General features: G+C 41.8%; 7 protein-coding genes. All 7 read right to left on the bottom strand.

Annotation, left to right across the window (positions count from 1 at the left end):
• Positions 1-108: 108 nt before the first annotated feature.
• On the bottom strand, positions 109-1176 hold the full coding sequence (locus VNZ46_RS21980; protein WP_325562628.1) for a sensor histidine kinase: 1068 nt from the start codon (positions 1174-1176) through the stop codon (positions 109-111).
• 44 nt (positions 1177-1220) lie between these two features.
• Positions 1221-2444, bottom strand: coding sequence for an ABC transporter permease (locus VNZ46_RS21975; protein ID WP_316837388.1), 1224 nt, complete (start codon positions 2442-2444; stop codon positions 1221-1223).
• A 9-nt stretch (positions 2445-2453) separates the two neighbouring features.
• A complete protein-coding gene (locus VNZ46_RS21970; protein ID WP_325562625.1) occupies positions 2454-3200 on the bottom strand; it encodes an ABC transporter ATP-binding protein in 747 nt (248 codons plus the stop codon).
• Positions 3200-4399 carry an efflux RND transporter periplasmic adaptor subunit gene (locus VNZ46_RS21965; protein WP_325562623.1) on the bottom strand — a complete coding sequence of 400 codons (1200 nt, stop codon included), beginning with the start codon at positions 4397-4399 and terminating at the stop codon, positions 3200-3202. Before VNZ46_RS21965 ends, VNZ46_RS21970 begins: the two co-directional genes overlap by 1 nt.
• Before the next feature lie 9 nt (positions 4400-4408).
• Complete coding sequence (locus tag VNZ46_RS21960) at positions 4409-5719, bottom strand: TolC family protein (RefSeq protein WP_325562621.1); 1311 nt, start codon at positions 5717-5719, stop codon at positions 4409-4411.
• Between the two features lie 116 nt (positions 5720-5835).
• Positions 5836-7095 (bottom strand): sensor histidine kinase, encoded by a 1260-nt coding sequence (locus VNZ46_RS21955; protein ID WP_325562619.1) that lies wholly within the window; start codon positions 7093-7095, stop codon positions 5836-5838.
• A partial coding sequence (locus VNZ46_RS21950; protein ID WP_325562617.1) for a sigma-54 dependent transcriptional regulator occupies positions 7079-8190 on the bottom strand: 1112 nt, incomplete at its 5' end. The genes VNZ46_RS21950 and VNZ46_RS21955, both read right to left, overlap by 17 nt.

Below are 8190 nucleotides of genomic sequence, written 5' to 3'. Positions count from 1 at the left end.
AAAAGGCATCCTCACAAGTAGCCAGCAAATTCAGAAAAGGTATTTTACTGATGTTATCAGCCAATAGATTTAGAGCCAACGGTTCATCGTCAACAGCAATACAGTTTATCATACACTCAATTTTAGCCATAAATTCACCTTAAACCAGTCCTTCTCTTTCTCTATCGTCAAGCTATGGTTATTCCCATATAATAAATTCAGTCGCCGGCTTACATTTACAAGCCCTATGCCCGAAGACCTGTCTTTGGCCTCACCTTCTGCCGAACTGTATTTATTTACAATTGAAAAATTCAAGTTCTTTTCATCTGTACTTAACTTGATGCTGATCTGCGGATCTTCTATCAAACCGACCCCATGTTTAAAAGCATTTTCAACAAAAGGAATCAGCAACATCGGCTCAATCTCCTGATAATCGCTAAATAAACTGATTTCCACACCTACCTTTACTTTCTTTCCAAATCTTTGTTTCTGAAGGTCAATATAAGAATTGAGATATTCTTTCTCCGTTCCCAGGGAAACCTTCTCCTCATCCGTTTCATAAAGCATATATTGCATTAAACCAGAAAGCTTCATCACCGTAGGTTCAAGTTCTGTACTTTTTAACCTCACCAGCGCCACAATATTATTCAAAATATTAAATATAAAATGCGGACTGATTTGAGACCGCAAAAAAGACAATTCCGTTTTCATCGTTTCCTTATCTCTTTCCAGATCTCTCTTCTCCATTTTAATCCGGTCCGAAACCATAATAAATGTTGTACTTCCTGCTATAGTGAGTAAATACGCCGGCAAGTTGAACCAACCTGCCCTGACCCAGTTAAACTGCATCTCATGAATAAGGATCTTGAAAAGTATAAAATGAACACAAAGTACAAGACCATAAAACAAAACAATACTAAGGGCATACAAGAGATATTTTTGTTTGTAAAACAATCTCTGAATCAGCACAAAACTATTGAGGTAAAAAATTGCAATCAGGAAAAAATAACTAATGAAGTTCAGTTTAAAGAACTGGGTCTCTTCTTCCGGGCTTAAACGGCGTGGCGGCGTACCACGATTAGAGTTTACGATATAAGGCAGGATCATCAGGACCAGCCAAACCAAAACATGCAGCGCTATCTTAATACGTTTATCGGAGAAGTTCAGCACCATTTCTCTTTTCCCTGTTTTTAACATAGCTAAGTTATTATATTATTTTGCTTCAAAACAAACCGCCACTTTTATTCGTACCTCAGCGCCTCAATTGGATCTAAACGACTGGCCTTTTGTGCAGGGTAGTAACCAAAGAAAATACCGGTTATCCCGCAAACAATAAACGAAATGACAATCGAAGACTGCGAGATCAGGATGGGCCAGCTCAGAAAATAAGAAATCAGATAAGCAGAACTGACTCCCAGCAAAACACCAAGTACACCCCCGGTAATACTGATTAGAATGGCCTCTATCAAAAACTGCATTAAAATATCCTTGCCACGTGCACCGATGGACATTCTTAAACCAATTTCCCTTGTTCTTTCCGTTACCGAAACATACATAATATTCATGATCCCTATACCTCCAATCAGTAAAGATATTCCAGCAATAGCCGTTAACAACACAGTAAGCATACTGCTCGTGGAGGTAATTGTAGTGATCAATTCTGCCTGTGTACGTACCTGAAAGTCATTATCCTGGGATGGCAATAATTTATGACTCTCCCTTACCGCATTCGTGATTTCCTGTGTGGCTGCATCACTCGCTGCTTCAGAGACCGCTGAAGCATAAATAGACTGCAGATAATTTGTTGCCGTGATCCTATTCTGTACCGTAGTATAAGGTGCAAGTATAATATCATCCTGATCCTGACCAAAATTACTCTGTCCTTTAGGCACCAGGGTGCCAATCACCTGGAAAGGAATACTTTTAAAACGAATGATCTGACCTATCGGGTTACTTCCATCAGGAAAAAGATTATCTATCACCGTTTTTCCCAACAAACAAACCTTTGCTGATTTCCGGACATCATTATCAGAAAACATAATTCCGTCAAGAAGTTTCAATTGCCGGATATTTAAATAATCCGGGCTGATCCCGGTAATACTTGTAGGCCAGTTATTACCTCCTTTTATGGCCTGGCCACTAGAAGAAACAACTGGAGATAAACCATTGATATTATCCGACTGAAGTCTTTTTATAGCTGCAATATCTTCCAGTTTTAAGGTTTGAATACTGCTTCCAGCCAATCGTACACTTCCTGGTGTATTACTTTGAGGCATCACTGTGATCATATTAGATCCCATGCTGGATAATGAAGACTGGATACTCTGCTTGGAGCCTTGCCCGATGGCCATCATGGCAATCACTGCTGCCACACCGATAATGATCCCCAGCATAGTCAGAAAGGCACGCAGTTTATTTCTTCTTAGTGCCCGAAAAGCGATCCTTAATAAATTTAAAATGCTCATCTTATCCGTTTAATAGTCATCAGATTCTGGTAATGAAGCCAAGGCTTCTTTCGCAGAACGCGGGTTTTCATTTTTACTGTCTTTCTGCAGTTTGCCGTCCCGGAGCATAATCGTCCGGCTGCTAAAAGCAGCGATATCAGGTTCATGGGTAACAAAAACAATAGTTTTGCCCTGCGAGTTCAGCTCCTGCATCAGGGCCATGATCTCATAGGAAGTCCTTGTATCCAGGTTTCCGGTAGCCTCATCAGCCAGGATCATTACGGGCTCGTTCACCAAGGCCCTTGCAATGGCTACGCGTTGCTGCTGGCCTCCAGAGAGCTGACTGGGCGTGTGATCAAACCGGTCACTTAATTTTACTGCCTCCAGGGCCTTGATGGCTCTTTCTTTGCGTTCTTCGGCCGTCACTTCTTTGTTGTAAAAAAGGGGAAGTTCCACATTCTCCAGCGCATTGGTTCTCGGCAACAAATTGTAGGCCTGAAATACAAAACCAATCTTCTTATTTCTCAATCCGGCCAGTTCATCCCGGTTCAATCCCTTCACATCGATGCCATCCAAAAGATAACTCCCATCGGAAGGTTTATCCAGGCAGCCCAAGATATTCAGAAGCGTGGTTTTACCCGACCCGCTGCTGCCCATAATGGTCACAAATTCACCCGCATTGATTTCAAAGGACAAACCCTTTAAAGCCCTGACCGTCATATCGCCCATTACAAACTCCCTTTTCAGGTCGTGCAGTTCTAATATTTTACTTGCCATTATCTTTTCTTGTTACCGCCTGGTCGTTTTGGCATAAATGGACTGGAAGCAGCTGTACCAGTTGTAGCCATACCTGGTCCACCTGAAACCTGACTGCCTATTACAATTTCATCATTTCCAGTAATACCACCTAAAACTTCAACTTGCGTGTTGTTGTTGATACCTACCTTTATTTTCCTCTGCTCCAGCTTAAGATCGCCGGTTTTTACCCATACATAGCCTTCCTTCGGAGAGGTTGGCTTCCTATCTCTGTTTACCCAGACCAGCTGGTATTTTTTAAGCGTAGTGTCGGGAGAAAACTTAAGTGCCTTTGCCGGTACCAGCATGGCATTATTAACCTCTTTAGCAAAGATGGTGATGTTTGCCGTCATACCAGGTTTTAACCTTTTATCTTCATTGTCTGTATTGATAATGGTGGTATAAGTTACCACATTTGAGGTGATTTTCGGACTTAGCCTGATTTCCTGAATACTTCCTTTAAAGATATCGTCTAAAAATGCATCTACTGTAAAGGTTGCACGCTCGCCTGTTTTGATATCGCCTACATCAGCTTCATCCACAGAAGCCTGCACCTGCATTTTAGTCAGGTCTTTTGCAATACTAAATAAAGTTGGGGTACTAAAGCTCGCCGCAACGGTCTGGCCTTCACTTACACTTCTGGAAAGTACTGTTCCATCAATCGGCGAATAAATACTGGCCAGCGAAAGGTTTTTCTTAGCAGACATCAATTGTGCATTAATGCTGTTTACAGAAGCTTTTGCCGAATTATAGGTAGAGAGTGCATTGTCATAATCCGCCTTGCTGATAGCGCCAACTTTATACAGTTCACTCTGACGTCCATAATTGCCTTGCTGAAAGACCAGCTGGCTTTGGGCACTGGCCAGATTGGCCGCAAATTGATTTACAGAGGCCTGGAACAAGGTTTTATCCAGTTCTGCGAGCAGCTGCCCCTTTTTCACTGTCGAGTTAAAATCAGCATAGAGCTTTGCAATATTTCCAGACACCTGGGAACCCACCGCTACAGTATCCACCGGCTGCACTTTTCCCGTTGCTGTTACATTCTCGGAGATATAACCCATTTTTGGCTTCTCTGTTTCCAATTTGACAACCGCTTCGGTTTTTCTGACGGCGAAGTACCATACAGCAAAGGCAAGGACAACAATACCTACAATAATGAATATGCTTTTCTTCGTTTTCATCTCTTTAATTTATTCTGTTATTGGAACGCCTGTATAAAAATCATAAATCTTAGTATACAGATTCGCCGTATATTTTGCCTGAACAAAAGCCTGCAAAGCCTGTACGTATAAATTTTTCTGCTGCAGGTAATCTACTATGCTGCTCGAACCCAGCTTCAGCTCCGCCTCCGCAATCCTCAACGCTTCACTGGTATAATTGAACTGTTCTTTGGCTGCCTGATATTGGCTATTTGCATTTTGAACATTCAAGTAGGCTTTTTCAACCGATTGTGTTAACGTTGTTTTGGTATCTAAAAGAGATAACCTGGCCTGCTGTATCTCAATATTCGCTTTAGCAACATTCGTTTTAGTGATTTTTCTATCAAAAATGGGAATAGAAAGAGTCAAACCCAAAGCCTGATTAAAGGTATTGTTCAGCTGGTTTGGGTAGCTACCAAACGAAGTGCTGTTGTAACCACTCCCCAAAGAACCATTTAAACTCAGTACAGGCCTGATGGTAGCCCTGGCTTTTTCCAGTTCCGTATTTTGCAATTGTACATTTAGCTCTGCACCTTTCACTTCCGGCCTCGTCCGAAGTGCCTGGTCCTGCGCAGAAGCAAGATCAATTAAGTGTTCATTTACTTTGGTGGTATCGGCCGCAACTACATCAAACGCGATTCGCGTAGGCAGCTGCAGCAATTGTTTTAAAGTGAGTACATTTTGCTGGAGTTGATTTTGTGCAGTAATCAGTGTATAATTGTCATTAGCCATTGTTGCCTGCAACTGTAACAAGTCTTTCTTAGCAATTGTACCTGCGGTTAAGCGCTGAGTCCCTTGTTTGACCAATGCATTACTGGTACTTAACAGATCATTCAAATAGGTGATATTTTCCTTACTCAGCAAAATATTCAGGTAAGCCTGGGTAATCTGCAGTGTAATATCGTTTTCAGCGGTGCTCACAGAGAGATTGGCTACCTGTTCACTCAATGTTTTCGACTTTATATCGTTATTCAGATACCCCCCATTAAACAACGTTATTCCAGAGCTCACTCCATAACCACTGGAACTTTGCGTGCCCGAATTGTAATGCGATACGTCTTGAGTTACATTGGCCGATAAGTTTGGATATTTTGCCGCTTTAGCTGCGATTAGGCTCTGCTCAGCAGTTTTAGAACTGAGTTTTAAACTGTTGACGCTGATGTTATTTTTTTTAGCATAATCAATACAGTCTTTTAGATTCCACGTTTTGGGCAGATCATGATATAAAGAATCCTGCGCATACAAATCCCCTCCGTGGAAAACTGATGCAAAAAAGAGGATCAGGACAATATTTTTTAACATAGGGTCATTCTGTTTAGCTCAAATTTATTTATAAATCACCAACCAGATTTTAAAATGAGACGAAATGAAATACCCCTGGGATCAACCCCCCGATAAATGCGACAAATACAAATCCTCTATTTAAGGAGGATAACAAAATCAGTCTGACCTTGTTTGATGGTCTTCAGAAAAAAATCAAACCCATGATTGACAAGAATTTCCCTGACCAGTGTGAGCCCTATACCCTGTCCATCTTTTTTTGTGCTAAAAAAGGGACTAAAGAGTTGTTCATTATGCGCTTCAGAAATTCCCTTTCCATTGTCAGAAATCACAAGCCGCCCTTCCTCTAGCACAAAGCGAATTACACCCGCTCTCTCCATAGCCTCCAAGGCATTTTTAACGATATTGATCATAGCCTGTTCCATCTGCTGCAAATCGGCAAGAATAAAAAAAGGATCTTCTGGCAAGATAAATTCAAAAGTTACATTTGCCTCCGTCGCTTTGATTTCCATCAAAGCCGCTACATTATAAATCAGGGCCACAAGATCCATCTTTCTTCGGTTAACCGGAGAAAGCTTCACCAGATCTGCAAAATTTCTCATGAACAGATTAAGATTTTGATTCCTTTGCACAGCCACTTCCAGTGCATTCCTTAGCGCCTCCTGATCTCCCCCTTCCCAAAGCGTTTTGGTTTGCAGGGATAAGTTCAAAATGGAGTTGACCGGCCCAATGGTATTGTTCACCTCATGAGCCATCATCCGGATCACTTTTTCATATACGCCCTTCTCGGCTTCAAAGATCTCCGAAGTCACCTCTTCAATCATGAGGAAAAAACGGGCAAATCCACGGTCTATAAAATGAGATTTTTGAAGCTTATAAGCCCTTAATCCATTCGGCCGTATCAATTTAGTTCCACCGGCTTTAAGTTCATTTGCCAAGGCAGTCACTTCCCCTATTTGTGTTCCCAGCATTGATAATGCTTTAGGGTTAACCAGCTTCACCTGATGATCATAATCCAGAATAATAATTCCCGTTGGAGAAGTCTGGATGAGTTTCTCCAGGAAAAAATGTTGCTCCTCCTGTTTAATACGTTCTTTCCTTAATTCATCCATCATCTGATTGTACACTTCAATCAGCTCATCCATTTCACGTTTGCCTGTAGGCAGAAACTTTACATTAAAATCTCTGTCCTTAATTGCATTTATACCTTCTTTTAAATGGTTTAGCGGACTGATCAACTGCCTGTATAAACTCCAGGAAAGAGCTCCTGATCCAAGGATAAACACCTCCGACAAGATAAATAAGACCTTATTTTCCTCAAACACCAAATACGTCAGCACCAGGCAAACCAGGTGCAAAACAGCAATAAAGAGAATATACTTAGTGCTCAGTTTCATCAAATGGAATTTGATATTTCTCCAGTCTGCGGTACAAGGCATTTCTGGTAATGCCTAAAGATGCCGCAGCCTTTGTAATACGGTTCTTATGAAAACTCATGGCGCGTTTAACCATTTCTACCTCCATTTGCTCCAGCGTCATCACCCCAACATCGGGGAGCGGCGCTGCTTCTTTCCGGGAGGGTGACTGATCCATTTGATTTTTAAAATCATCTATCTCCAATAGATCCTTTTTACTAACCAGAATAGAGCGTTCTACCAAATTCTTCAATTGACGGATATTACCTGGCAACTCCAGTTTCTGTAGCCATTTCATCGCCTGTGGTGTCACAGACAATGCAGGTCTGTTGTAAATTTCTTTCAGATTATGGATAAAGAACCTCACCAGCAGAGGTATATCGCCAGGGCGTTCGCGAAGAGCAGGTAAATGTATTGTAATCAAATTAATACGGTATAGTAAATCCTCCCTGAAAAGTCCCGAACCAACCATATTATTCAGATGTTTATTGGTTGCGCAAACCACCCTGGTATCCACTACTTTGGTTTTACTGCTGCCCAGAACTTCGTAAGTCCTGTCCTGAAGTACCCTAAGCAACTTCACCTGGCTGCTGGCTTCCAGATCACCAATTTCATCCAGAAATATGGTTCCTTTATTCGCCATTTCAAAGCGCCCAACCCTATCGTAACGCGCATCTGTAAAAGCACCCCGCATATGCCCAAACATTTCACTTTCAAACAGAGAAGACGAAATTCCGCCCAGGTTTACTTTAACAAATGCCCGGTTCCGTCTCAAACTATTTTCATGGATTGCTTCAGCAATCAGTTCTTTTCCAGTACCACTCTCTCCGGTAATCAGTATGGACGCGTCTGTACGGGCTACCCTTCCAATCGTATCCATGATCTCCAACATTTTTGGGTCTTCTCCTATGATCTGCTGAAAAGCATACTGCTTATCCAGCTGCCTGCGATCCCGGTGTACAGGTTCCTGGACATGAAGTTCCATCAGTGTTTTTACCGATTGCAAAATATGATCGTTATTCCAGGGCTTATTGATAAAATCATTCGCTCCCAGTTTCATTCCCTGTACTGCAAGCT

The organism is Pedobacter sp. (genome assembly GCF_035566355.1).
GTDB lineage: Bacteria > Bacteroidota > Bacteroidia > Sphingobacteriales > Sphingobacteriaceae > Pedobacter.
This window is presented reverse-complemented; position numbering and strand designations above follow the sequence as displayed.

Bases quoted from the DNA above. Each gene is read 5' to 3' on its own strand.
- VNZ46_RS21965 (WP_325562623.1), bottom strand. From the start codon at position 4,399: ATGAAAACGAAGAAAAGCATATTCATTATTGTAGGTATTGTTGTCCTT.
- VNZ46_RS21960 (WP_325562621.1), bottom strand. From the start codon at position 5,719: ATGTTAAAAAATATTGTCCTGATCCTCTTTTTTGCATCAGTTTTCCAC.
- VNZ46_RS21955 (WP_325562619.1), bottom strand. From the start codon at position 7,095: ATGAAACTGAGCACTAAGTATATTCTCTTTATTGCTGTTTTGCACCTG.
- VNZ46_RS21970 (WP_325562625.1), bottom strand. From the start codon at position 3,200: ATGGCAAGTAAAATATTAGAACTGCACGACCTGAAAAGGGAGTTTGTA.
- VNZ46_RS21975 (WP_316837388.1), bottom strand. From the start codon at position 2,444: ATGAGCATTTTAAATTTATTAAGGATCGCTTTTCGGGCACTAAGAAGA.
- VNZ46_RS21980 (WP_325562628.1), bottom strand. From the start codon at position 1,176: ATGTTAAAAACAGGGAAAAGAGAAATGGTGCTGAACTTCTCCGATAAA.